The organism is Streptomyces sp. NPDC005574 (assembly GCF_040605435.1).
GTDB lineage: Bacteria > Actinomycetota > Actinomycetes > Streptomycetales > Streptomycetaceae > Streptomyces.
In genome coordinates, this window is sequence record NZ_JBEXCW010000015.1 from 87197 (window position 1) to 109560 (window position 22364).

General features: G+C 73.4%; 22 protein-coding genes and 1 pseudogene. 10 read left to right on the plus strand and 13 right to left on the minus strand.

Going from position 1 to position 22364, the window contains the following annotated elements:
* Positions 1–180 precede the first annotated feature (180 nt).
* The 3 genes from ABZT03_RS13365 to ABZT03_RS13375 all read right to left on the minus strand — a co-directional run bounded on the left by ABZT03_RS13365 (position 181) and on the right by ABZT03_RS13375 (position 2241).
* Positions 181–807, minus strand: coding sequence for a YigZ family protein (locus ABZT03_RS13365; protein WP_356037855.1), 627 nt, complete (start codon positions 805–807; stop codon positions 181–183).
* A gap of 181 nt (positions 808–988) precedes the next feature.
* Positions 989–1531: a histidine phosphatase family protein gene (locus ABZT03_RS13370; protein ID WP_356037857.1), complete on the minus strand. Its 543-nt coding sequence runs from the start codon at positions 1529–1531 to the stop codon at positions 989–991.
* Positions 1528–2241: a hypothetical protein gene (locus ABZT03_RS13375; RefSeq protein WP_356037860.1), complete on the minus strand. Its 714-nt coding sequence runs from the start codon at positions 2239–2241 to the stop codon at positions 1528–1530. The genes ABZT03_RS13370 and ABZT03_RS13375 overlap by 4 nt, the downstream gene beginning before the upstream one ends.
* A gap of 208 nt (positions 2242–2449) precedes the next feature.
* Between ABZT03_RS13375 and ABZT03_RS13380 the strand changes: the two genes are divergently transcribed.
* Together ABZT03_RS13380 and ABZT03_RS13385 are read left to right on the plus strand one after the other, a co-directional pair.
* Complete coding sequence (locus tag ABZT03_RS13380; protein ID WP_356037863.1) at positions 2450–2857, plus strand: CoA-binding protein; 408 nt, start codon at positions 2450–2452, stop codon at positions 2855–2857.
* Positions 2858–2889: 32 nt separating this feature from the next.
* Positions 2890–4113, plus strand: coding sequence for a 4-hydroxybenzoate 3-monooxygenase (locus ABZT03_RS13385; protein WP_356037866.1), 1224 nt, complete (start codon positions 2890–2892; stop codon positions 4111–4113).
* 117 nt (positions 4114–4230) lie between these two features.
* On the opposite strand, the gene ABZT03_RS13390 is transcribed toward ABZT03_RS13385, so the two are convergent.
* On the minus strand, positions 4231–4590 hold the full coding sequence (locus ABZT03_RS13390) for a metalloregulator ArsR/SmtB family transcription factor (RefSeq protein ID WP_356037869.1): 360 nt from the start codon (positions 4588–4590) through the stop codon (positions 4231–4233).
* A 61-nt stretch (positions 4591–4651) separates the two neighbouring features.
* On the opposite strand from ABZT03_RS13390, the gene ABZT03_RS13395 reads away from it, so the two are divergent.
* Positions 4652–5821: a cation diffusion facilitator family transporter gene (locus ABZT03_RS13395; protein WP_356037872.1), complete on the plus strand. Its 1170-nt coding sequence runs from the start codon at positions 4652–4654 to the stop codon at positions 5819–5821.
* 59 nt (positions 5822–5880) lie between these two features.
* Here the strand turns inward: ABZT03_RS13395 and ABZT03_RS13400 are convergent, their stop codons facing one another.
* Complete coding sequence (locus ABZT03_RS13400) at positions 5881–6438, minus strand: YbaK/EbsC family protein (protein WP_356037875.1); 558 nt, start codon at positions 6436–6438, stop codon at positions 5881–5883.
* 43 nt (positions 6439–6481) lie between these two features.
* Positions 6482–7054 carry an XRE family transcriptional regulator gene (locus ABZT03_RS13405; protein WP_356037957.1) on the minus strand — a complete coding sequence of 191 codons (573 nt, stop codon included), beginning with the start codon at positions 7052–7054 and terminating at the stop codon, positions 6482–6484.
* Positions 7055–7245: 191 nt separating this feature from the next.
* Between ABZT03_RS13405 and ABZT03_RS13410 the strand changes: the two genes are divergently transcribed.
* Entirely contained in the window at positions 7246–8103 is an 858-nt protein-coding gene (locus ABZT03_RS13410; protein ID WP_356037878.1) for an EamA family transporter, read from the plus strand.
* Positions 8104–8113: 10 nt separating this feature from the next.
* On the opposite strand, the gene ABZT03_RS13415 is transcribed toward ABZT03_RS13410, so the two are convergent.
* Positions 8114–8869, minus strand: a complete 756-nt coding sequence (locus ABZT03_RS13415; protein WP_356037881.1) for an acyltransferase — start codon at positions 8867–8869, stop codon at positions 8114–8116.
* Between the two features lie 116 nt (positions 8870–8985).
* Here ABZT03_RS13415 and ABZT03_RS13420 point away from each other — a divergent pair, with 116 nt between their 5' ends.
* The gene (locus ABZT03_RS13420) at positions 8986–9519 is read left to right on the plus strand and encodes a gamma carbonic anhydrase family protein (protein WP_356037883.1); all 534 of its coding nucleotides are present in this window, start codon (positions 8986–8988) and stop codon (positions 9517–9519) included.
* A 3-nt stretch (positions 9520–9522) separates the two neighbouring features.
* On the opposite strand, the gene ABZT03_RS13425 is transcribed toward ABZT03_RS13420, so the two are convergent.
* On the minus strand, positions 9523–10173 hold the full coding sequence (locus ABZT03_RS13425; RefSeq protein ID WP_356037886.1) for a DedA family protein: 651 nt from the start codon (positions 10171–10173) through the stop codon (positions 9523–9525).
* A 515-nt stretch (positions 10174–10688) separates the two neighbouring features.
* Complete coding sequence (locus ABZT03_RS13430) at positions 10689–12404, minus strand: RICIN domain-containing protein (RefSeq protein WP_356037960.1); 1716 nt, start codon at positions 12402–12404, stop codon at positions 10689–10691.
* 713 nt (positions 12405–13117) lie between these two features.
* Between ABZT03_RS13430 and galU the strand changes: the two are divergent.
* A pseudogene (galU, locus tag ABZT03_RS13435) lies at positions 13118–14029 on the plus strand (UTP--glucose-1-phosphate uridylyltransferase GalU); the annotation flags it as partial.
* A gap of 182 nt (positions 14030–14211) precedes the next feature.
* On the opposite strand, the gene ABZT03_RS13440 reads toward galU, so the two are convergent.
* A complete protein-coding gene (locus tag ABZT03_RS13440) occupies positions 14212–14649 on the minus strand; it encodes a DUF4442 domain-containing protein (RefSeq protein WP_356037962.1) in 438 nt (145 codons plus the stop codon).
* Positions 14650–14839: 190 nt separating this feature from the next.
* Here ABZT03_RS13440 and ABZT03_RS13445 point away from each other — a divergent pair, with 190 nt between their 5' ends.
* Positions 14840–15862: a hypothetical protein gene (locus ABZT03_RS13445; RefSeq protein ID WP_356037965.1), complete on the plus strand. Its 1023-nt coding sequence runs from the start codon at positions 14840–14842 to the stop codon at positions 15860–15862.
* Positions 15863–15902: 40 nt separating this feature from the next.
* Here ABZT03_RS13445 and ABZT03_RS13450 read toward each other — a convergent pair whose 3' ends face one another.
* Positions 15903–16748: a fused MFS/spermidine synthase gene (locus ABZT03_RS13450; RefSeq protein ID WP_356037889.1), complete on the minus strand. Its 846-nt coding sequence runs from the start codon at positions 16746–16748 to the stop codon at positions 15903–15905.
* 282 nt (positions 16749–17030) lie between these two features.
* Positions 17031–18200 (minus strand): elongation factor Tu, encoded by a 1170-nt coding sequence (gene tuf / locus ABZT03_RS13455; protein WP_356037892.1) that lies wholly within the window; start codon positions 18198–18200, stop codon positions 17031–17033.
* Positions 18201–18608: 408 nt separating this feature from the next.
* Here tuf and ABZT03_RS13460 point away from each other — a divergent pair, with 408 nt between their 5' ends.
* The gene (locus ABZT03_RS13460) at positions 18609–19385 is read left to right on the plus strand and encodes a TVP38/TMEM64 family protein (protein WP_356037895.1); all 777 of its coding nucleotides are present in this window, start codon (positions 18609–18611) and stop codon (positions 19383–19385) included.
* 95 nt (positions 19386–19480) lie between these two features.
* On the opposite strand, the gene ABZT03_RS13465 is transcribed toward ABZT03_RS13460, so the two are convergent.
* Positions 19481–20650 carry a thiolase family protein gene (locus ABZT03_RS13465; RefSeq protein WP_356037897.1) on the minus strand — a complete coding sequence of 390 codons (1170 nt, stop codon included), beginning with the start codon at positions 20648–20650 and terminating at the stop codon, positions 19481–19483.
* Positions 20651–20812: 162 nt separating this feature from the next.
* Between ABZT03_RS13465 and ABZT03_RS13470 the strand changes: the two genes are divergently transcribed.
* Positions 20813–21283, plus strand: coding sequence for a helix-turn-helix domain-containing protein (locus tag ABZT03_RS13470; protein WP_356037900.1), 471 nt, complete (start codon positions 20813–20815; stop codon positions 21281–21283).
* Positions 21284–21479: 196 nt separating this feature from the next.
* Positions 21480–22355 (plus strand): undecaprenyl-diphosphate phosphatase, encoded by an 876-nt coding sequence (locus tag ABZT03_RS13475; RefSeq protein ID WP_356037903.1) that lies wholly within the window; start codon positions 21480–21482, stop codon positions 22353–22355.
* The last annotated feature ends 9 nt before the right edge of the window (positions 22356–22364 follow it).

The window sequence follows — 22364 nt, forward strand, 5'->3', positions numbered from 1 at the left end:
CCACGCTAACGCCTGTGGGCTTCTCTTCCACCACGTACCTCAGCTTGCCACCCACGATTGACGGCGAATCACCGCAGATGTCCGCCATGGCCCGATTGTTGGTGTTGTGGAAGCGGGACCGGGACCGGCCGACCCCCGAAGGCGGGCCCGCTGCTCCGCGGTTTCGGGTGTCTCCGCGGGTCAGGTGTCCCCGTACGCCTCGCCGCCCAGTTCGAACCCGGCCGTTCCGGCGGTGGCGTCGGCGAGCCAGGCGCGGAACCGGTCCACGTCGGCGTCCGGGAGCCCGATCCCGAGGGTGACCGCCTCGCCGTAGCGCACCTCGCGGACCTCGCGGCCGGTGGCACGCAGCTCGTTCTGCAGCTTGCCGGCGCGCTGGTGGTCGACGGTCACCGTGGCGAGGCGGAACCGGCGCCGGGTGAGGGTGCCGACGGTGTCCAGGGCCTCGCCGACCGCACCGCCGTAGGCCCGGATCAGACCGCCCGCGCCGAGCTTGACGCCGCCGTAGTAGCGGGTGACCACCGCCACCACGTACCGCATGTCCCGGCGCAGCAGCATCTGGAGCATGGGCACTCCGGCGGTGCCGCCGGGCTCGCCGTCGTCGCTCGCGCGCTGGACCGAGGCGTCGGCGCCGACGACGTACGCGAAGCAGTTGTGGGTGGCGTCCGCGTGCCGCCTGCGGACCTCGGCGACGAAGTCCTGGGCCTCCTGCTCGGTGGCCGCGGGGGCGAGCGCGCACAGGAAGCGGGAGCGGTTGACCTCGGTCTCGTGCACGCCCGCTCGCGCGACGGTGCGGTACTCGTCCTGCATCGCGCCAGCCTATGCGGACCGCCGGCCCGCGCCGCACCGGGAGCCGCGGGGCACCTCCCACCCGGGCGAACGGGCGGGTCGGGCGGGCGCGGGTGCCGCATGGGAGGCGCGGCCGTCGCGGGGGCGCGCGGGGCGGGCGCGGGCGGGCGTGGGCGGAGCGGCCGTAGGTGATGGCGGTGGCTCAGTGTTTCCTGCCGCGCGCCACGATCAGGTCCGTCAGCAGCGCGGTGCCGGAGGACAGGGCCCGCCAGGACGGACCGTGCCAGGCGAGGACGGCGATCGCCGAGGTCGGGAACTTCACCCGGACCTCGTCCAGCGCGTCGTCGAGGCCGTCGCCCGCGAGGTCGAGGACGAGCTCCTCCAGTCCGGGGTTGTGGCCGACCAGCAGCAGCGTCTCCACGTCGGCGGGGACGCCGTGCACGACCTCCGTCAGGTCGGCCACGCCGGCGGCGTACAGGCGCGCGTCGAGCGTCACCCGCGGCGGGGTGCCCCACTGGGCGGAGGCCAGGTCCCAGGTCTGCCGGGCGCGTACGGCGGTGGAGCACAGGGCGAGGTCGGGCAGGCAGTCCGCCTCGGCGAGCGCCCGGCCCACCGCGGGCGCGTCCCGGCGGCCCCGCGGTGCCAGCGGGCGCTCGTGGTCGGTGACTCCCTCGGGCCAGGCGGACTTGGCGTGCCGCAGCACCACCAGCCGGCGCAGCGGGCCCTTTCCGGAGCGCGCGGTCACAGCGGGGTTCCGATGTCGCGGGTGAGTTCGAGGCCGAGGAGCCGGTCCGCGTAGGCGTACGTCTCGAAGCGGGCGCCGTCCGGCAGGTCCGAGGTCTCCACCGAGCGCAGCAGGCGCAGCACCTCCGGCACGTCCAGGTCGTCCTCCCAGGCGGTGCGGAGCCGTACCCGCATCGGGTCGGGGACGGGCCGCGACGGCCGGCGCGCCCAGTCGGCGACCAGGCGACGCCAGCGTGCGAGGGTCGTCCGGGCGTCCTCCAGGACGTCCGCGTCGAGCCGGAGCGGGACGCGCCTGTCCTGGGAGATCAGGGCCAGGCGCAGCGCCCCGGGGTCGGTGCCGGCGGCCGGCGCCCCCTCGACCGGGGCCACCACGACCCGTACCCCCTCGGGGACCGCCGTCCCCTCCCCCGCCACATGGATGACCTGGGCCTCACCGAGGCCCGCGCTGACGTCACGGCTGTCCTCGAACGGCCGGACGCCGAGGTCCGCGGCGCACGCCCGCAGTTCCGCCTGCTTCCGCTCTCCGGTCAGCAGCGCCCAGACCGGCGTACCGCCGAGTTCCAGGGTGCGGACGAGGAGGTCGGCGACGAGCAGCACCCGCAGGGCGCCGGTGTCGGAGGCCGGGGCGTGGGCCTCGACCCGGGTCAGGCCCCGCCGGGCGGGGGCGGCGTCGACGGGGTCGCCGGTTCGGGCGTCGATGATGCGCAGCACGAGGTGAGCGTAGGCGGGCGGACGCCCGTGCGCAGGCACGTCCCGCGAAGTCGGGCGAGGTGGCGGAATCCAGCGGCGCCGGGGACCGGGAATCACCGCCCGCCCGTGCCCGTTGTCGAACACGGCGGTTCTTTCCTTTCCGCCGTCCCCCGTCCAGCTTTTCCCGTTCCGCTTGTCCAGTTGATCCAGAGGCCCGAGGAGACCGATCGTGTACGGCGACGAGGCAACCATCCGCAGGATCCTCACCGAGCTCGGCGACACCTGGGCGGTGGTCGGCCTGTCCTCGAACCGGGGGCGTGCCGCGTACGGCGTGGCGGAGGTGCTCCAGCGCTTCGGCAAGCGGGTCGTGCCCGTCCACCCCAAGGCGGAGACGGTGCACGGCGAGCAGGGGTACGCCTCCCTCGCGGACATCCCCTTCGACGTGGACGTGGTCGACGTCTTCGTGAACGGCGACCTCGCCGGGGCGGTCGCCGACGAGGCGGTGGCGAAGGGCGCACGCGCGGTGTGGTTCCAGCTCGGTGTCGTCGACGAGGACGCGTACGACCGCACCCGGGCCGCCGGGCTGGAGATGGTGATGGACCGCTGCCCCGCCATCGAGATCCCCCGGCTCGGCTAGAAGCGGTTTTCGCGCATCGCGATAATGTGCGGGTGACTTCAGCTTCCCCCCACCCCAACTCCCCCGACGTGCGCCGCCTTCCGGTGGTCGTCGTGGGCGCCGGTCCGGCCGGGCTCACCGTCGCCAACATCCTGCGGGCCGCCTCCGTCGACTGTCTGGTCCTGGAGACGGAGACGCGTGCCTTCGTCGAACAGCGGCCCCGGGCGGGCGTCCTGGAGGAGTGGGCGGTGCTCGGCCTGCGGGAACGGGGCCTCGCCGACGCCCTGTTGGAACGAGCCCAGGTGCACGAGGAGTGCGAGTTCCGGTTCGCCGGGGAGCGCTACCGGTTCGGGTACACCGAGCTGACCGGGCATCACCACTACGTCTATCCCCAGCCGTTGCTGGTGACGGACCTGGTGCGCGCCTACGCCGACGAGCGCGGCGGGGAGATCCGCTTCGGCGTGCGCGACGTCGCGCTGCACGACCTGGACACGGAGCGGCCGTCGGTGTCGTACACCTGCCCCGACACCGGCCGACGGCAGGTCGTGCGGGCGGACTTCGTCGCGGGCTGCGACGGCGCTCGCGGGGTGAGCCGGGCCTCGCTGCCGCCCGGGCGCGTCCACGTCTCACGGCACGACTACGGCGTGGGCTGGCTGGCGCTGCTCGCCGAGGCGCCGCCGTCCGACGACTGTGTCGTCTTCGGCATCCATCAGAACGGCTTCGCCGGGCACATGGCCCGCAGCCCCGAGGTGACCCGCTACTACCTCGAGTGCCCGCCCGGAGACGACCCGGACAACTGGCCGGACGAACGTGTCTGGGCCGAACTCCGGGAACGGCTCACCGCGGCTGGAGCCCCACCGCTGAAGGAGGGGCGGCTGATCGAGAAGCGGGTCCTCGACATGCACAACTACGTGGTCGAGCCGATGCGGTTCGGCCGGCTCTTCCTGGCCGGGGACGCCGCCCACCTGACCGCGCCGATAGCGGCGAAGGGCATGAACCTCGCCCTGCACGACGCCTTCCTGCTCGGCGACGGACTCGTCGCCCGGCTCACGAAGGGGGACGGCGGCGGGCTGGACGCCTACTCGCAGGCGTGCCTAGGCCGTGTGTGGGACTACCAGGAGTTCTCGCAGTGGCTGTCGGAGGTCTACCACGGCGCGTCCTCGGGCGATCCCTACCGCGCGGGCACCACGCTGGCCCGGCTGCGACGCGTCTTCGGCTCACCCACGGCGGCGACCGCGTTCGCCGAGCAGTACCTGGGCAAGGGCTCCGGCTACTGAGAACCAGCCGCACCGGGCCGGGAGTCGCAGCGGGCCGGGGGTCGCAGCGGGCCAGGTGGCGGCCGAATCCGACGGCCACCCTCTGCCTCCGAACGCCACCCTCCACGTCCGCACGGCTCAGTCGTGCGGAGGGCGGTCGGTGAGCCGGTGGTCGGCCACGCTCAGCGCCTCGTCGACCAGCCGGCGCAGGTGCCCGTCCCGCAGTGCGTAGATCACCCGGCGCCCCTCCTTCCGGGTGTTCACCAGCCCGGCGAGACGCAGCCGGGCCAGGTGCTGGCTGACGGCGGGCCGGGCCGCCCCGCACGCCTCGGTGAGCGTCGTGACGTCGGCCTCGCCCGAGGTCAGCGCGTGCAGCAGCGCGAGACGGGTGCGGTCGCCGAGCAGCGCGAGAAGCTCGGCGGCGAGCGTGAACTGCTCCTCGCCGGGGGTGCGCGGGTGCGCATCGTGCGCAGGTGACAGGTGCATGCGTGCGCTCATACGCACATAATGGCCGCGTGGGCGTCACCCGTCCACTCCCGCGCACCGGAAGGGGACCCACGTGAGCGACCGACACGACCACGGGCACGCACACCAGCCCGCCCACCCCGACGCTCACGTCCACGACCACGACCAAGCTCGCGGACACGGACACGGACACGTTCACGGAGCCGGGCACGTACCCGGGCACCGGCACGACGTCCATCCCGCCGAGACCCGCCCCCACGGCCCCCGCGCCCGCACTCACCGCCTCGGCCACCGTCTCGGCCACCTCCTCACCCCCCACTCGCACGAGACGGCCGACAAGCTCGACTCCGCGCTGGAGACCTCGGCGCGGGGCATGCGCGCCCTGTGGGTGTCGTTCGCGGCGCTCGGCGCGACCGCGCTGGCGCAGGCGGTCGTGGTGGCCGTCTCCGGGTCGGTGGCGCTGCTCGGCGACACGGTGCACAACGCCGCGGACGCGCTGACCGCCGTACCGCTCGGCATCGCCTTCGTACTGGGCCGGCGGGCGGCGACGCGGCGCTTCACGTACGGCTACGGGCGGGCCGAGGACCTGGCGGGCATCGCGATCGTGCTGACGATCGCCGCGTCCGCGGCCTTCTCGGCGTGGGCGGCCGCCGACCGGCTGCTCGACCCGCGGCCGCTCACCCGTCTTCCGGTGGTCGCCGTGGCCGCGCTGGTCGGTTTCGCGGGCAACGAGTGGGTGGCGCGCCACCGCATCCGCGTCGGCCGCGCCATCGGCTCGGCCGCGCTGGTCGCGGACGGACTCCACGCCCGCACCGACGGGTTCACCTCACTGGCCGTCCTGCTGGGCGCGGGCGGCTCGGCGCTGGGCTGGCAACTCGCGGACCCTCTCGTGGGGTTGGCGATCACCGCGGCGATCCTGCTGGTGCTGCGGGACGCGGCGCGGGAGGTGTTCCGCCGGGTGATGGACGCCGTCGACCCGGCCCTGGTCGACCGGGCCGAGCAGGACCTGCGGGAGGTGTCCGGGGTACGCGCGGTGAGTGAACTGCGCCTGCGCTGGATCGGCCACCGGCTGCGGGCCGAGGTCGTGGTCGTGGTGGACGGCGAAATGACGGTGCGTGAGGCGCACCAGATCGCCGTGGAGGCGGAGCACGCCCTGCTGCACGCCGTTCCACGGCTCACCGCCGCCCTCGTGCACGCCGATCCCGCGCCGGTGCCCGGACAGAGCGACCCGCATCGCGCACTGGCACATCACCTGACCGCGTGAGCCCCGCACCCCGGACGGTCACCGCACCCGACGTCCGGAAGGCCCGGCCGTCCTCCGGGTCAGGCCGTTCCGAGCCCCTCGATCACCACCGCGCCCGGCAGTTCGGCGAACGCCTTGCCCGGTACCAGCAGTTTGCCGCGCCGGCGCCCGCTGCCGACCAGCACGTACGGCAGGTCGACGACGGCCGAGTCCACCAACACGGGCCAGCCGTCGGGCAGTCCGATCGGGGTGATACCGCCGTACTCCATGCCGGTCTCGCCCGTCGCGGTGTCCATGGAGGCGAACGAGGCTTTACGGGCGCCGAGTCGGCGGCGCACGACACCGTTGACGTCCACCCGCGTGGTGGACAGGACGACGCATGCGGCGAGGGTGGACTCGCCGCCCCGCTTGCCCGAGACCACCACGCAGTTCGCGGAGCGCTCCAGCAGTTCCCGTCCGTAGTGCTCCACGAAGACCGCCGTGTCGGCCCACCGGGGGTCGGTGTCGACGTGGACGATCTGGTCGGCGGGGACGCCGCCCCGCCACTGGCGTACGGCCTCGGCGACCGGGCCGATCAGCTGGTCGAGGCAGTCGGGAGCGGAGGTGGCGTGGTCGAAGTTCCCGAGGGGTGCGCGCATGGCGGCACGCTAACAGCCGGCCGGTCACGGCCCGTGGGGCGTCTCACTGCACGGGCGGGACCGAGACGGCCATCACCATGTCCATGGGGACGGCGCCCTCGTTGCCGTAGGTGTGCGGGGTGTCGGCCTCGAAGGTGGCGGTCGCTCCCGCGGGTACCCGGTGCGGCACGCCGTCGACGGTGAGCGTGAGCTCCCCCGCCGTGACATGGACGAGTTCCACCGTGCCCGTGGGGTGCGGGTCCGAGGGGCTGCTCTCCCCGGGCATGAGGTGCCAGTCCCACATCTCCAGCGGGCCGGGCGCCTCGGCACCCGCGAGCAGCCGGTTGTAGCTGCCGGCGTCGGTGTGCCAGAGGCGGACGGCGCCCTCGGCGGGGACGACACGGACCGTGGGGCCCTGCTCGTAGTCGAGCAGGGTGGTGATGCTGACCCCGAGCGCGTCGCCGATCTTCACGACCGTCCCGATGCTGGGGTTGGTCCGGGCCTGCTCGATCTGGATGAGCATGCCGCGGCTGACCCCGGCGCGGGCGGCGAGCGCGTCGAGGGTGAAGCCGCGCTCGGCGCGCCAGCGCTTGACGTTGCGCGCCAGGGACTGGTTCAGCAGGTCGAGGTCCGACACGTTCCGTCCGTTTCGTCCGTCGCTCATATGTCGCTCGTATGGCGTGTTCTGGATCGCGACCCTCCGCGGCCGTCGCGCGGAAGCGCCACAGCGCGCGACAGTCGTCCAGTACAGTGCATTAGTAAGTGCATTGCACTGAACTACGATGTGGTGCACCGGATCGTTCATCGAACTGTACTGCGAGGCAGACCGTGACAGCACTCTTCGCCCTGGCCACCAGCCTGTTGTGGGGGCTGGCCGACTTCGGCGGCGGACTGCTCACCCGACGTGTCCCGGCACTGACGGTGGTCGTCGTCTCGCAGGGCATCGCGGCGGCCGTGCTCGGCGCGATCGTGGTGGCCACCGGCGGCTGGAGCGAGGCCGGCCCGCGGCTGTGGTTCGCGTTCGCCGCCGGCCTGGTCGGCCCGGTCGCCCTGTTCTCCTTCTACAAGGCACTCGCCCTGGGCCCGATGGGCGTCGTCTCCCCGCTGGCCACCCTGAGTGTGGCCGTCCCCGTCGGTGTGGGCCTCCTCCTCGGCGAACGGCCGGGCCTGACGCAGGTCGCCGGGATCGCGGTCGCCGTCACGGGGGTGGTCCTCGCCGGCGGACCACAGCTGAGGGGTGCCCCCGTACAGCGGCAGGCGCTGCTGCTGTCGCTCGTCGCGGCGCTCGGTTTCGGCACGGTGTTCGCCCTCATCGCGGAGGCGTCGACGACGGTCACCGGCCTGTTCCTCGCCCTCTTCGTGCAGCGGGTGACGAATGTCGCCGCGGGCGGCGCCGTGCTGTACGTCTCCGTGCGGCGCGGCGCGGACGCCCTGCCGGCGGGCGGCTTCCCCTGGGCTTCGCTGCCGGCGCTGGCCTTTGTCGGACTCGCCGACGTCGCGGCGAACGGCACGTACTCCGTCGCCGCGCAGCACGGCCCGGTCACGGTCGCCGCCGTACTGGCCTCGCTGTACCCGGTGGTGACCGCGCTGGCCGCGCGCGGCTTCCTCAGCGAACGCCTGCGGGCCGTGCAGGCGGCGGGCGCTGGTCTCGCCCTCGTCGGCACCCTGTTGCTGGCCACCGGCTGAGCGCCCGGGCTCAGTCCATCCCGGCGAGCTTCGCCGCCGTCTCCTCGTCGAGTTCCGCCAGTGCGCGGAGCTGGTCCGGGGTGACCCCGTCCGGTATCGGGACCGGGGCTGGAGTCCGCAGCGGCGGCTGCCAGCCCTCGGCGGGCGTCCAGCGACGTACGACACGGGCCGGCGCCCCCGCGACCACGGCGTGGTCGGGCACGACTCCCCGTACGACGGCCCCGGCCGCCACCACCACGTTGCGCCCGATGCGCGCCCCCGGCAGGATCACCGCGCCGGTGCCGATCCAGCAGCCCGGCCCGATCTCCACCGGCTCCATCCGCGGCCACTGCTTGCCGATGGGCTCGTGCGGATCGTCGTAGGAGTGGTTCGTGGACGTGACGTAGACGTACGGCCCGAAATAGCAGTCGCTGCCGATGGTGACCGTGGTGTCGGCGATGACGTGGCTGCCGCGGCCGAGGACGACCCCGTCGCCGACGCGCAGGATCGGCTCCGGGCCGAGGTCGAGGTCGGGCATCAGGCCGGCGGTCAGCGTGACCTGTTCACCGACGATGCAGTGGGCGCCCAGGTGGATCCAGGGTTCACCGAAGACCGTGCCGAGCGGGAAGGCCAGCCGGGTGCCCGTGCCGAGCGCGCCGAAGCGGAAGTGTCCCGGGTGGGCGGCGGTGACGGAGCCGGTGCGCTGCACCCAGGCCCACCCCGCGTGGACGGCCCGCTGCGGGAGGCCCCGCCACCATGATGAGAACGTGTTCCTGCGCTTCGGCACCCGCTCACCGTACTCAGCGGGCCCCGGCGCGACGGGACCACGACCCTGTGATCTTCGCCCCACCGGATGGCGTACGGTGCCGGGGTACCGGGCACCGAGGAGACGGGAACGCGGAGATGACGCACAGCGCGCTGATCAAGGGAATCAGCGGCAAGGACCCGCGGATCGACCCGCGGGCGTTCACGGCGCCGACGTCCGTGGTGATCGGAGAAGTGACGCTGAACGCGGGAGCGAGCGTCTGGTACGGGGCGGTCCTGCGGGCCGACTGCGGGCCGATCGTCGTCGGCGCGCACAGCAACGTCCAGGACAACTGCACCCTGCACGTCGACCCCGGCTTCCCGATCTCCATCGGCGAGCGCGTGTCCATCGGCCACAACGCCGTCGTGCACGGCGCGACCGTCGAGGACGACTGCCTGATCGGCATGGGCGCCACCGTCCTCAACGGGGCGGTGATCGGCGCCGGTTCCCTCGTCGCCGCGCAGGCACTGGTCCCGCAGGGCATGCGGGTGCCCCCGGGCTCCCTGGTCGCGGGCGTGCCCGCCAAGGTGCGGCGGGAGCTGACGGCCGAGGAACGTGAGGGCATCTCACTGAACGGCACGATGTACGCGGCGCTGGCCGAGGCCCACCGCGAGGCGCACGAGAAGGGCTGACGCCTACTCGCCGGCCGGCACCGCTTCCGGTTCGGTCTCCAGGGGGGCCGGCCGCGCCTTCTTCGCCCTGCGCTTGAGCACCAGCAGCGAGGTCAGCCCGATGAGCACGGCCGCCACCAGTCCGAGCCACGAGAAGCGCTTCAGCCACGACTCGGCGACCACACCGACGTAGTAGATGACGGCGGTCGTGCCGCCGGCCCAGATGACGCCGCCGAGGACGTTGGCGATGAGGAACTTCCAGTACGGCATCCGCAGAACACCCGCCAGCGGGCCGGCGAAGATGCGCAGCAGGGCGATGAAGCGGCCGAAGAAGACCGCCCACATGCCCCACTTCTCGAAGGACCGCTCGGCGGTCGCGATGTGCCCCTCGCTGAAGTGGCTGGGGAACTTCGCCCCGAGCCAGGCGAGCATCGGCCGCCCGCCCTTGCGGCCGATGGCGTAGCCGATGGAGTCGCCGACGACCGCTCCGAGGGTGGCGCAGGCGCCGAGGACCACGGGGTTGATGCCCGAGTGCTGCGAGGACAGGAGCGCCGCCGACACCAGGACGATCTCGCCCGGCAGCGGGATGCCCAGGCTCTCCAGACCGATGACGAGCGCCACCACGGCGTAGACCGCGGCCGCGGGTACCGTGTCGAGCCATTCCTGGACGTGCAACGCCGGTTCCTCCCGTTGTGCGTCTCTTCCCGGCGTGCGCCGCGAGGAGCGCACCCCGGGAAGCCTACCGGGTCGCGGGGACACGGCGACGGCCCGCGCGGCGCCCGGGAATTGCCCGCCGCGTCCGACGCCGGTGCGGTCCCGGGTTCCGGCCACCGGACGCCGGCGCGGGCCAACGGCTACCGGCTACCGGCCACCGGCCACCGGCCACCGGCTACCGGCTACCGGCCAGCGGCCAGCGGCCAACGGCCAACGGCCAACGGCCAACGGCCAACGGCCAACGGCCAACGGCTACCGGCTACCCGTGTGGGCTACGGGCTGTCGGCCGTTGTCGCGGGCCGCCGGCCACCGGCCGCCCTCGGCGGGGGCCTGTCAGGGAGGTCGACCGGGACCGCACGCTCTTCCACGGCCCCCAGCCCCTGCCGGACGCCTTCGGCGCGACGGTCCCGGACACCGAACCGGCCGCAGTCGCACCCTGCTCGCCGGGCGACGGGACGGGCACCCTGCTCGCCTGGCTACCCGAGAAGGGACCCGAGCGCGGACGTGGTGGCGCCCCCGACCGAGGACGCCCCGTCCACGACCCCGGACACGAGCGGGCCCGCGTCGAAGGAGCCGATCGCGGCGACGGGGGTGATCGCCCCGCCTGACCCGGCAGCCGAACCCGCCCCGGACCCGGCACTCGAACCGGACCCGGCACCCGAACCCGCCCCCGTGCCGGTGCCGTAGTCGACCTGCGCGACACGCGTCTCGTACCGCTGCTCCGGCACCTCCTGCGGCCGGTCCGGCGGGGACCCCGCGCCGGGCGGCGCCGGGGCGATGCCCTGAGGTGACGTCGGTGCGTCTCCCCGACCGCTCCCCGGGCCACCGCCCCGCGGCCCGGGGCGACCGCCCCCTCCCCCGTCGTCCTCCGTCGCCCGCGCGCCCTCCGCCGGGGGTTCGAGCAGCCAGCGCTGCTCGGTGGACCCGTCGCGCGCGGCGACCGACAGGAGGCTGCCCTCGCCCGGTGCGAGGAGCCTGCCCTTGCCCCGGCGCAGCAGCAGTTCGCCCCGGACGGTGAGGTCGTAGCGCACCTCACCGCGGTGCGTCAGGCAGTCGGCCAGGACCACCGACCTCGTCGCCGCGTCGGAGTCGAGGCAGAGACCGGGGTCGGCGGTGCTGCGCAACAGCCCGTCGTCCTCGTACGACCACTGCTGGGAGCCGGCGGACGAGCACGCCGTCAGCGCGGTCCTCGCTCCGTCCTCGATCCGGTCCCCCCGCGTTCCCAGGCACTGGTCGAGGTCCAGGTTCCGCAGCCTGCCGTGTCCCACCTCGACCGCCCCTCCCAGCGACGCGGCCGACGGGGACACGGCGGCGGACGCCTCGGACGGGAGGGTCGGCCGGGCCGAACCGACGCTCGGCGCACCCCAGGTGGCACGCGGTCCCGTACCGCCGTCGTCGGACCAGCCCCTGGTGGCGAGCACGGTGACCAGCAGGACGAACGAGGTCAGGCCGACGACCGTGACCACGGCCTTCGAGGGCCTGCGCGGCCCTGTGCGAAGACCGGACGGCGGGCGGTGCCGGCCGCCGGCCCGGGTCCGGACACCGGCGGGCCCGGCCGGTACGGGCCGCCCGCTCGTGCGGCCCGGCCGCGAGTCGAGATAGCGGCGGGCGCCCCAGCCGAGGACTGCCTCGGCGAGCAGCACGTCGAGGGCGTCCTCGAAGTGACTGAGCTGCTCGGCGGCGTGCCGGCAGTGACGGCACTGCGCCAGATGCCGCCGCACGTCCGGCAGCAGGGCGCCGCCACGGCGCAGGGGGCCGTCGAGGAGGCGGTTGTGGAGGCGGCATTCCTGACTCGGCGCGAGTTCCCGGTGGGCGCGCACGCAGCCGGCCCGGAATTGCTCGCGCGCCTGCTCCACCGCGGTCGCCGCGGTACCCGGGTCGACCCCCAGCAGACCGGCCGGTACGGATATGGGTTCGGCTTCGACCTCGATGTGCCAGAGCAGACATTGGGAGGCGCCGGGAAGGGCGCGGAATGCGCGCTCGGCGAGCCGTCGCCTTTCCGGGGTGACCGACCTCGCCGCGAGCAGGCCGCGGCCTCCGGTCGGTTTGCGGAGTTCCGGCAGCAGGGCGGAAATGCCGTCGTCCGCGGCCCACTCCCCGACGGTGTCCCGGACCGCCGTGAGGAGCTGCGGGCGCAGGGCGCCGCCGGCCGGTCGGGCGAGCACCCGGTGGAAGGCGGCGGTGGCCGCCATCGCCGCCGTACTCGTGGAAGAGGCCAGGCAGATGACGGAGTACTCGTGGGTCGGCCGCCAGTGCCGGGCGGACAGCAGCGCGACGGCACGGGCGTCCGTGCCGTGCGCGCCGAGTGCGGCCACAAGGTTGCGGTCGGACTCCTCGGGACCGGCTCCGGGGCGAGGCGGGAACGGAGGTCGTGGGGGGAACGGGGACTGCACTGAACCATTTCCTTCCAGGCCGCGGGACGGCGTGGGAATTCACGCGCCCATTGGAAGCAGGCGCTCGATTGGTGCATACCTATGCCGCGTCAGGTACGGGCTGTTGTGAGGCGGCTCACCTTCGCACAATGGACGCACAGCAAACAAGAAGTTCGAGTGACTCATGTTCAAAACGAGGTGAATTCAGAAAAGTTACCGCCGGTATCCGTACCGGTATTCGACATCTCGGCCCCGGCGCCGGCGAGTTGTGTGCACCACACGACGAACGGCACACGAAATCTCCTTCATCGGGCGGGCGCCCGGCATCAGGGTCCCGCATCCGGGTCACGCATCCGGGTCCCGCATCCAGGTCCGGCGCCCGGCCCGCGGAGAACCCGCCCGGCACAGCGCGCCGGTACCCGGCCCCACAGGAAGCTCCGATGTTCCTCTCGGCCCGCTCCCATGTCCCTGCGTCAGCATGAGCCGCATGATCGCCCCCCCACACGGCCTCCGACTCCGCCCCCGCCCGCCCGCGTACGGTCCGTAAGGCCGTCGTCCCGGCCGCCGGGCTCGGCACCCGCTTCCTGCCCGCCACCAAGGCGACCCCGAAGGAGATGCTGCCGGTCGTCGACAAACCCGCCATCCAGTACGTCGTGGAGGAGGCGGCGGCGGCCGGACTCGACGACGTCCTGATGGTCACCGGCCGGCACAAGCGGGCCATCGAGGACCACTTCGACAACGCCGTCGAGCTGGAGCAGGCGCTCGCGGCCAAGGGCGACGCGGCACGCCTGGACGCCGTGCGCGACCCGGCGCGGCTGGCCAACATCCACCACATCCGCCAGGGCGAACCCCTCGGCCTGGGCCACGCGGTGCTGTGCGCCCGCCGGCACGTCGGCGACCAGCCGTTCGCCGTCCTGCTCGGCGACGACCTGATCGACCCGCGCGAGACCCTGCTGCGTCAGATGCTCGACGTCCGCGACCGCCACTCGGGCAGCGTCGTCGCCCTGATGCGGGTCCCCCCGGAGCAGATCCACCTCTACGGCTGCGCCGCCGTGGAGACGACCGGCGAGGAGGGTGTCGTCCGCGTCACCGGCCTGGTCGAGAAGCCCTCCCGCGAGGACGCGCCGAGCGGTTACGCCGTCATCGGCCGCTACGTCCTGGACCCCGCGGTCTTCGACACCCTGGAGCGCACTCCCCCCGGCCGGGGCGGCGAGATCCAGCTGACCGACGCCCTCCAGGAACTCGCCGCGGCCGGCACGGTGCGCGGAGTCGTCTTCGACGGGCTGCGCTACGACACCGGCGACAAGGCCGACTACCTGCGCACGGTGGTCCGCCTGGCCTGCGACCGGCCGGATCTGGGCCCTGAGTTCACGGCCTGGCTGAAGGAGTTCGTGGCGAACCTGGACACCCCGGCCGCCACCCGTCCCCGCCACCTCGCGGCCTGACGGGGCGTGACACGGAGCGGCCACCCGGCGCCCTTCGGGGGACCGGGTGAGCGCGCCGCCTCACGGGCGAGGTGGGGCGGACCTCCCGGAGTCCGGGAGCCCGCCGCCGCCTCCCGTGCGAGATGGGAAACGGCGGGCCCCGGTCGGCTCGTCCACCCGACCGGGGCCCGTTTCGCCCGTGCTCAGCCGTTGGGACGCAGCGTCCAGATGACGGTCATCTCCCCGGTCACCGCACCGTCCTCGCGCTGGATGGCGACGGTCACCGGGAACTCCGGGCGCTTGCCCTCGTCGAGTTCGGCGACGACCTCGGCGGCCGGACGGCCGAGCGTCGCGGTCGCCTTGACCGGCCCGAGGGCGATCTTCTTGAACGCGATCTCCGCGGTCACCGGCAACGGCACGGCACGCGAGAGCTGGTCCCCGAAGGCGGCCAGCACGATCGCCCCGCTGGCCGACTCCCCCAGCGTGAACATGGCACCGGCGTGCGGCCCGCCCACGTGGTTGCGGTACTCGCTCTGGTCCGGGAGGGCCAGCACGGCCTTCTCCGGTGTGGTTTCCAGGTACTCGAGATTCAGCGTGCGAACCATCGGCACCGTGGCGGCGAGCAACTCGCCGATCGACATCTGATCTGCGCTCATACCTTCATGTTACCCACGGGTAGCCTCGACTGGCCAGGGCCTCGCGACGACCGCCGTCTCGCGCGGGTCCGGTCCCGGTCCCGTCCACCTGCCGGCGGCCCGCGCGCAATTTGCTACGTCCCTGACAAGACCCGGTGACCGAATCGTGTCCATGGCGGCACTAGGGTGGCTGCCCATGTGGCCAGGACAGCAGCCGCCCGGGGGCGAGCAGAACCCGCAACAGCCGAACAACCCGTACCAGCAGCCGGGGTACCAGCAGCCGAATCCGTACCAGCAGCCCACCCACCCGCAGGGCAACCCCTATGCGCAGCAGCCGCAGTGGGGTGCCACGGGGCCCGTGGGCATGCCGGAACCGCCGCGCGGTGGCGGCGGGAACCGGACGAAGGTGGTCGCGATCGTCGCGGCCACGGCTGTCGTGGTGGCCGCCGGCGTGACCGGTTTCCTGGTGCTCGGCAAGGACAAGGAAGACAAGGCCGAGGCCGGCGGCAAGAACGGCAAGCCCTCCGCGAGCTCGTCCTCCACCGGCGCGAGCGCCTCCGCGTCGGCCTCCGCGTCCGCGGACAACCCGCGCGGCGGCGCGGCCGAGCAGCCGACGATCAAGGGCTGGAAGGTCGTCGTCAACCCCAAGTGGGGTACGGCGTTCGACGTGCCGGCGGACTGGGAGGTCCAGGACCCGGGCCTCACGATCGGCTTCGAGGACGACAAGTCGGACGACGCCAAGCCGCTCATCACCATGTCGGCCCCGGCCTACGACAAGTCGAAGTGGTGCACCTCCGACGACGACAAGGACGGCCGCACCGACGACACGGCGCTGGCCGCGGCGGGCACCAAGGGCGCCAACGGGGCCAAGAGCACCGACGAGATCGCGATCAACACCCCCGCCTGGTGGGTCTACGGCGGGTACACGCAACCCGACAAGAAGACGCTGACGTTCGACAAGAAGGCCACGCCCTTCACGACCACGTCGGGCGTCAAGGGCAGTGTCGGCTGGGCCCAGTCGACGAACGCGCCCAGCAAGGGCAAGGGCAAGTGCGCGAGCGACGGCAAGGCGGTCACGTTCGGTTTCAGGAACTCGGCCGGTGACTTCGTCTCCTGGAACTTCTACGGCGCCAAGGGCGTCAAGGACGAGGTTCCCAAGGAGACCATCATGAAGATCCTCGGCACGGTACGGCTGCACGGGGACCCGACGGGCGGCTGAGCGCGTGCGGAGCCTCTCCGGCCGCCGGGGCGAAGGCCGTTCACCCGATGCCGAAGGCTCCGCCCGGCGGTTCGGGTGACGGTACGGCGTCCTCGTCCCGGACCGGTCGCGCGCCGCCGGTGAACTGCCGGAGGGCGGCGCCGTGTTCGACCCGGGCGGGGAACGCGTCGGCGGCGGTGAGCCGGGCCAGCGCGTGGGTGTCGAGGGGGCGGCGGGCGGCGGCGAGCACCGCGTTGCCGAAGCGTCGCCCGCGCAGGACACCGGGTTCGGCGATCAGCACGACCTCCGCGAACACCGCGGCGAAGGTGGCGAGTTGGGAGCGCAGGAAGGTGAAGGGCGCGGTGTCCGCGAGGTTGGCGAGGTAGACCCCGTCGTCGCGCAGGACCCGCCCGGCCTCCCGGGCGTAGGTGAGTGTCGTCAGGTGGGCGGGGACCCGGGCGCCGCCGAAGACGTCCGCGACAAGGACGTCCGCGGAGCCGGTGGGGGCGGTTTCCAGCCAGGCCCGGGCGTCCGCCGCGTGCGGGGTGATGCCGGCGCCGTCCGGCAGGGGCAGGTACTCGGCGACCAGCTCCAGCAGGGCGCGGTCGGCCTCGACGACGTCCTGCCGGGAGCCCGGCCGGGTCGCGGCCACGTACCGGGGCAGGGTGAGGGCGCCGCCGCCGAGATGCGTGACGTCCAGCGGACGGCCCGGTTCCGCGACGGTGTCCAGGACGTGCCCGAGCCGCCGTGTGTACTCGAACTCGAGATGCGTGGGGTCGTCCAGGTCGACGTACGACTGCGGCGACCCGTCGACGGTCAGCAGCCAGGCCCGTCCGCGGTCGATGTCGGGCATCAGCTTGGCGGTCCCGTGGTCGACCGGGCGCAGCACGGGAATCGGTTCGTTCACCGGTCCATTGTGCCGGGAGGGGCGGACACGGGCGTCCCGGCCCTCCCGACAGCACGGGCACGCGCGACGCGGGCACACGGGGCATGAGCATCCGGCACGGCACATGCCACTCCGTCACGTCCGGGCCCCGCCGCGCTCCGGGGCCCCGCCCCACCCCGGCACCGGCGCACCCCGGCCCCGCCGGGCGTACCGGCGTACCCGGGGCTCCGGCGCGGCGACGCCAGGGCCTCCGCGGACAGCAGGCGGGTGCCCGCCCCCGGAGGGACGGGCACCCGCCCGTGCTCAGCCGACCGACGTCACCGTGCCGGCGCCGACCGTGCGGCCGCCCTCCCGGACGGCGAACCCGAGCCCGGGCTCCAGCGGGACGTCACGGCCCAGTTCGACCGTCATGGTGACGGTGTCGCCGGGCCGGGCCAGGGCCGTGTCGCCGAGGTCGATGTCACCGACCACGTCCGCGGTGCGGATGTAGAACTGCGGCCGGTAGCCCGTGGACACCGGGGTCGTACGGCCCCCTTCACGCGTGGAGAGGACGTACACCCGCGCGGTGAAGCGCCGGCTCGGTACGACACTGCCGGGCGCCGCGACCACGTGCCCGCGGCGGACCGCGTCACGCGGCACCCCGCGCAGCAGCAGCGCGACGTTGTCCCCCGCCTGCGCCTCCTCCATCGGCTTGCCGAAGGTCTCCACGCCGGTGACCACCGTCTCGACGCCGGCGCCGAGCACCTCGACACGGTCGCCGACCCGGACCGTGCCGCGCTCGACCGCGCCGGTCACGACCGTGCCCCGGCCGCTGATGGTGAGCACGTTCTCGACCGGCATGAGGAACGGCGCGTCCAGATACCGCTCGGGCATGGGCACGTAGGTGTCCACGGCGTCGAGCAGCGCCTCGACCGACGCCGTCCACCGCGGGTCCCCTTCCAGGGCCTTCAGCCCGGAGACCCGGACGACGGGCACGGCGTCGCCGCCGTACCCGTGCGCGCTGAGCAGTTCCCGCACCTCCAGCTCCACCAGGTCGGAGAGCTCCTCGTCGCCCGCGTCCGCCTTGTTGAGGGCGACGACGATGTGGTCGACGCCCACCTGCCGGGCGAGCAGCACGTGTTCGGCGGTCTGCGGCATGATCCCGTCGAGCGCGGAGACGACCAGGATCGCCCCGTCGAGCTGCGCGGCCCCGGTGACCATGTTCTTCACGTAGTCGGCGTGGCCCGGCATGTCCACGTGGGCGTAGTGCCGGGTGTCCGTCTCGTACTCGACGTGCGCGATGTTGATGGTGATGCCGCGCGCGGCCTCCTCCGGCGCCCGGTCGATACGGTCGAACGGGACGAAGGTGGACGCCCCGCGGTCGGCGAGGACCTTGGTGATGGCGGCGGTCAGGGTGGTCTTGCCGTGGTCGACGTGCCCCATGGTGCCGATGTTCAGATGCGGTTTGGTGCGTACGTACGCCGTCTTGGGCATGGCGGTTCCTCGAAGCCTCTCGGTGGTGCCGAGCGATGGCCCCGGCGCGTCGGGCGCGGCCGGGACGGGGACCCCCTGGAGTTGCCGACCCTCCCCCTGCGGGGTCCGCCGGACGATCCGGGAAGGGTCAGCTTCGGGCGCCGTCGACGGCTGCCACGAGAACGGGAACGGCAGCCTTCGGGGCATCCGCGACGGCGGATGCTGCGAGAGGGAAGGCGTACCGGAACATGACGCCGATCATCGCCGAGGCGGTGCCCCGCGTCGAATGGTTTTCGGCGTGCCGGGGGCACGCGTGCCCACCGCCGGGCCGGGCACACATGCGGCGGCGCGTTCGAAATGCCCATGTCTGTAACGGTTGTGAGCCGGACCATACGGCGATCACACATACAAGTCGGTTAGTGTCGCCGGATGCTCGATGCCACCACCCGCTCTGGGGGCACCGCCACGGCTCCTCCCCGGGCCACCGCCACGGAGCTCACCGTCCCCACGGTCGCGCCCGTCCTGCCCACCGGCCTCAGCGCCCGCTGCACGAGAGCGCTGCTCTCGCCGTGGTCGCGGCTGTCCCTGCTTCTCGCGCTGCTCATGGCGGCCGCCTCGACCGTGCTCCTGTTCCATCCGCAGCGGCTGCTGTCGGACGGCTGGCCGCCGCAACTCGGCGGAGCCGCCGCCGCGGTGGTCTTCGCCGCGGCCTACGGCCTGTGCACCGTGGCGTTCGTGCCGCGGCCGCTGCTGAACCTGGCGGCGGGCGCGCTGTTCGGCAGCCAGCTGGGGGTCGGCGCGGCCCTGGCGGGCACGGTCCTCGGGGCCGGCGTCGCCTTCGGGCTCGGCCGGCTCCTCGGCCAGGACGCCCTGCGTCCCCTGCTGCGCGGCCGGTGGCTGCGGGCGGCGGACGGGCAGTTGAGCCGGCACGGCTTCCGCTCGATGCTGGCGGCCCGGCTGTTCCCCGGGGTGCCGTTCTGGGCCGCGAACTACTGCGCGGCCGTCTCCCGCATGGGTTACGTCCCGTTCCTGCTCGCGACCGCCCTCGGCTCGATCCCGAACACGGCCGCGTACGTCGTCGCCGGCTCCCGCGCCTCGGCGCCGACCTCACCCGCCTTCCTGGTGGCGATGGCCTGCATCGCCGCACCGGCCCTGGTGGGCGCGGTGGTGGCCTGGCGCAAGCGCCACCAACTGCGCGGCCGATAGGTCCTGTCGGAACACCTGCCGCAGGGCGCCCGCTGCCGGACGCGGCCCGGCGGTCCACACCGGCCTCGACGGCGCGCCCGGCACCGCCGTTGCGGCTACACCGACTCCAGGATCATCGCGTTGGCGAGGCCGCCCGCCTCGCACATCGTCTGCAGGGCGTAGCGGGCGCCGCGCTCGCGCATCGCGTGCACGAGGGTGGTCGTCAGACGGGTGCCGCTCGCACCGAGCGGGTGGCCGAGGGCGATGGCGCCGCCGTGCACGTTGACCTTCGCGAGGTCGGCCCCGGTCTCCTGCCGCCAGGCCAGGACGACGCTGGAGAACGCCTCGTTGACCTCGAACAGGTCGATGTCGTCGAGGCTCAGGGACGCCCGGCGCAGCACCTTCTCGGTGGCCGGGACGACGCCGGTGAGCATCAGGACCGGGTCGGAGCCGGTGACCGCGAAGCTGTGCAGCCGGGCGAGCGGACGCAGGCCGAGCCGGGCCGCCGTCTCGCTCGAGGTGATGAGGACCGCGGAGGCGCCGTCGTTGACCGGACTGGCGTTGCCCGCGGTGACGTTCCACTCGATCTGCGGGAAGCGCTCGGCGAAGTCCGGGTCGTGGTAGGCGGGCCGGAGCCCGGCGAGGATCTCGGTGGTGCTGTCCGGCCGTACGCACTCGTCGCGGGTGACGCCGTCGAGGGGGGCCACCTCGGCGTCGAACAGGCCGGCGTCCCAGGCCGCGGCGGCCTTGCGGTGCGAGGAGACCGCGAAGGCGTCCATCTCCTCGCGTGAGAGCGACCACTTGGCGGCGATGAGTTCGGCGCTGATGCCCTGCGGGATCAGGCCCTCCCGGTAGCGCTCGGCGACGCCGGGGCCGAACGGGTCCTGGCCGGCAGGCACGTTGGACCACATCGGCACCCTGCTCATCGACTCGACGCCGCACGCGATGACGAGGTCGTAGGCGCCCGCCATGACGCCCTGCGCCGCGAAGTGCACGGCCTGCTGGGACGAGCCGCACTGGCGGTCCACCGTGGTCGCCGGGACGGACTCCGGGAAGCCCGCCGACAGGACGGCGTAGCGGGTGGTGTTCATGGCCTGCTCCCCGACCTGGTCGACGGTGCCGCCGATGACGTCGTCGACGAGCGCCGGATCGACTCCGGCGCGCTCGACGAGCGTGCGCAGGGCGTGGGCGAGAAGTTCGGCGGGGTGGACGTGTGCGAGGGCGCCGTTCGGCCTGCCCCTGCCCACGGGGGTGCGTACGGCTTCGACGATGACTGCGTCACGCATGGTGCCGGCCTCCTTGGCCGCCCGGGCGGTGACCGGGGCGATTACCAGTGAGTAGGAAATCCGAACCGACCATAACGCTGCGAGTTGGAAAATCCAACCCTTCCTCGCGCGGCAGCCGCACCGGCGAGTTGGAAAATCGGACCCCCGCCTAGACTGGGCCCCATGGCCGCCCCCAAGGACCCGCGCCCCTGCTCCATCGCGGACGCGCTCGCACTCGTCGGTGAGAAGTACTCCCTGCTCGTCCTGCGCGAGGTCTGCCTCGGCAACAGCCGCTTCGACCAGCTCGTCCGCAACACCGGCGCCCCGCGCGACATCCTGGCCACCCGGCTGCGCCGACTCGTCGACGCGGGCATCCTCGGCAAGCGCGCCTACAGCGAGCGCCCGCCGCGCTTCGAGTACCGGCCCACGCAGGCCGGGCTCGAACTGGAGCCGGTCCTGATGACCCTCATGGCGTGGGGCGACCGCCACCTCCGCCCGGACGGCGAACGCCCCATGGCGATCGAGCACTCCTGCGGCAGCGAACTGGCCCCCGTCGTCACCTGCCGGGCCTGCGGCGACGCCGTGCGCCACGAGGACCTCACGGCCCACCCGCTGGCACCCGGCTGGACGGTCCAGGGACCGACGGCGGCCTGAACGCCCCGCGCCCGCGCGCCCTCCCGCCGAACGGCTCCGCCCTCTGCGGCACTTGGCAAAGCATTCACCAAGCCCCTGTGCCGGGCATGTCACCCGGGGGCGCTACGCTCCCCCGTAGACACCCGCGATCACCGGGCCCGGCGGGCGGGTGCGTCCCCCGGCCCTCCCCCCATCAGCGCTTGGACTCCGTAACTTCATGTCTTGGTTTGAATCCCTCATCCTCGGACTCGTCCAGGGGCTGACCGAGTTCCTTCCCGTGTCCTCCAGCGCGCACCTGCGGCTGACCGCGGCGTTCTCCGGCTGGGAGGACCCGGGGGCGGCCTTCACCGCGATCACCCAGATCGGCACCGAGGCGGCCGTACTGATCTACTTCCGCAAGGACATCGCGCGGATCGTCGCGGCCTGGGCCCGCTCGCTCACCAGCAAGGCCATGCGCCAGGACCACGACGCCCAGATGGGCTGGCTGGTCATCGTCGGCTCGATCCCCATCGGCGTGCTGGGCGTGACGCTCAAGGACCAGATCGAGGGGCCGTTCCGGGACCTGCGGATCACCGCGACCATGCTGATCGTGATGGGTGTCGTCCTCGGCGTGGCCGACCGGATGGCGGCACGCGACGAGACCGGCGGCCGCCACCGCGCCCCCAAGCAGCGCAAGGCCCTCCAGGACCTGAGCGTGAAGGACGGCCTGATCTTCGGCCTGTGCCAGGCCATGGCCCTCATCCCCGGCGTCTCCCGCTCGGGGGCCACCATCAGCGGCGGCCTCCTCATGGGGTACAAGCGTGAGTCCGCGGCCCGTTACTCGTTCCTTCTCGCCATCCCCGCGGTGCTCGCATCGGGCCTCTTCGAGCTGAAGGACGCGGTGGGCAGCGGCCACGTCTCGTGGGGGCCCACGGCCTTCGCGACGGTCATCGCCTTCATATCCGGATACGCCGTGATCGCCTGGTTCATGAAGTTCATCACGACCAAGAGCTTCATGCCGTTCGTCTGGTACCGCATCGCGCTCGGCGTCGTCATCATCGCCCTGGTCGCCGCCGGCACGCTGAGTCCGCACGCGGCGGAGTCGGCGGGCTGACGCGCGACC

Bases quoted from the DNA above. Each gene is read 5' to 3' on its own strand.
- ABZT03_RS13465 (WP_356037897.1), bottom strand. From the start codon at position 20,650: ATGCGTGACGCAGTCATCGTCGAAGCCGTACGCACCCCCGTGGGCAGG.
- ABZT03_RS13445 (WP_356037965.1), top strand. From the start codon at position 14,840: ATGTGGCCAGGACAGCAGCCGCCCGGGGGCGAGCAGAACCCGCAACAG.
- ABZT03_RS13430 (WP_356037960.1), bottom strand. From the start codon at position 12,404: ATGGCGGCCACCGCCGCCTTCCACCGGGTGCTCGCCCGACCGGCCGGC.
- ABZT03_RS13420 (WP_356037883.1), top strand. From the start codon at position 8,986: ATGACGCACAGCGCGCTGATCAAGGGAATCAGCGGCAAGGACCCGCGG.
- tuf (WP_356037892.1), bottom strand. From the start codon at position 18,200: ATGCCCAAGACGGCGTACGTACGCACCAAACCGCATCTGAACATCGGC.
- ABZT03_RS13440 (WP_356037962.1), bottom strand. From the start codon at position 14,649: ATGTCGATCGGCGAGTTGCTCGCCGCCACGGTGCCGATGGTTCGCACG.
- ABZT03_RS13475 (WP_356037903.1), top strand. From the start codon at position 21,480: ATGTCTTGGTTTGAATCCCTCATCCTCGGACTCGTCCAGGGGCTGACC.
- ABZT03_RS13390 (WP_356037869.1), bottom strand. From the start codon at position 4,590: ATGAGCGCACGCATGCACCTGTCACCTGCGCACGATGCGCACCCGCGC.
- ABZT03_RS13365 (WP_356037855.1), bottom strand. From the start codon at position 807: ATGCAGGACGAGTACCGCACCGTCGCGCGAGCGGGCGTGCACGAGACC.
- ABZT03_RS13470 (WP_356037900.1), top strand. From the start codon at position 20,813: ATGGCCGCCCCCAAGGACCCGCGCCCCTGCTCCATCGCGGACGCGCTC.
- ABZT03_RS13400 (WP_356037875.1), bottom strand. From the start codon at position 6,438: ATGCGCGCACCCCTCGGGAACTTCGACCACGCCACCTCCGCTCCCGAC.
- ABZT03_RS13460 (WP_356037895.1), top strand. From the start codon at position 18,609: ATGCTCGATGCCACCACCCGCTCTGGGGGCACCGCCACGGCTCCTCCC.